This window comes from Mesorhizobium sp. M7A.F.Ca.CA.002.09.1.1 (genome assembly GCF_003998555.1).
GTDB classification, from domain to species: Bacteria; Pseudomonadota; Alphaproteobacteria; order Rhizobiales; family Rhizobiaceae; genus Mesorhizobium; species Mesorhizobium ciceri.
Genome location: NZ_RZRR01001276.1, coordinates 1 through 1,134, shown reverse-complemented (window position 1 = coordinate 1,134; position 1,134 = coordinate 1). Strand labels below are relative to the sequence as shown.

General features: G+C 65.8%; 1 protein-coding gene. It reads right to left on the bottom strand.

Annotation, left to right across the window (positions count from 1 at the left end; translation table 11 throughout):
• Window positions 1-212: 212 nt before the first annotated feature.
• Window positions 213-1,134: MFS transporter (locus EN994_RS32480; RefSeq protein WP_164746476.1), on the bottom strand; the 922-nt coding region annotated here is incomplete at its 5' end.

Here is a 1,134-nt window from a genome sequence, read left to right as displayed (position 1 = left end):
GACCCAGAAAGCCACGTTTTCTCTCACCGGCGGCGGCAACCAGCCGCTTCAACACACGTCGATGCACGGAACTCTCTCCAGGAACGCTACAGACCCCACTGGAGAGCAAAATGATGCATTAACCTTGATGGGACGTTAACGGATTCGATCGGGTTTTCCCGGTCGGCCCGAGGTCGTGGTTGCGAAGTCGGGCGATTTTGCGGCCGGACCATTCAGGCCGGGCGCAGGAAGATCGGCCGGGCGATCAGCGCGCAGATGGCGGCCGCCAGCCAGACGCCGGACCAGGACCAGAGGTGCAAGAGCCCCGGAATGGCCACCGGCACCAGGAAGAAGCCGACGAAAACAAAGGTGTTGGCAAGGCTGAGCGCGGTTCCGACATGGCCGGCGCCGGCAAGGGTGGCAAGCTCGGTGTAGGCGACGCCGTGCCAGGCGGAGACAGAGATGCCTGCGACAATAAGCACGACCGGAAGAACCGCCGACCAGATGAGCTGGCCGCCCGGAATGGTTGGGCCGAACAGGACCAGCAGCCAAAGCATGGCGAAGGCAAGGGCGCTGAACGCGCTGCACAGGCGAAGAAATTGGCGGCGGTTGCCATAACGGTCGGTGAAGCGGCCGCTCCAGATGCGCATGACCATGGCGCTGATCTGCACCGCGGCGAGGCTGGCACTGATTGCCGCCGTTCCCAACCCAACGAAGTCGTGCAGGAATACGGAGGCGAAGGTGAGCACGGCCACCTGCGGAAAGCAGAGCAGGCCGATGGCGGTCGCGATACGCCAGACGTCGCGATTGCGCAGCGGCGCCGGTCCGGCCACAGCCGAAGCGGGATGGCCCTCGCCCGCCGTCGGCGGCTCGTGCAGCCAGCGCCAGGCGAACAGGGCAGACAGAGCGGATGCACCCGCCAGGACTCCGAACACCGCGGCAAAGCCGAAAGCCAGCGCAAGCGAGGGCAGCACGAGCGCGCCAAGGCCGCCGCCAAGCGGCACCGCCGTCTGCCTGATGCTCATGGCGAAGCCGCGCTCGTTTTCCCGGAACCAGCCCATGATGGCGCGGCCGCTCGAACCGTTGACGCTGCCGCCGAGCAATCCGGTGATGAATAGGCTCGTGGAGAGCAGCGTGACATCGGGAGTACCGGTC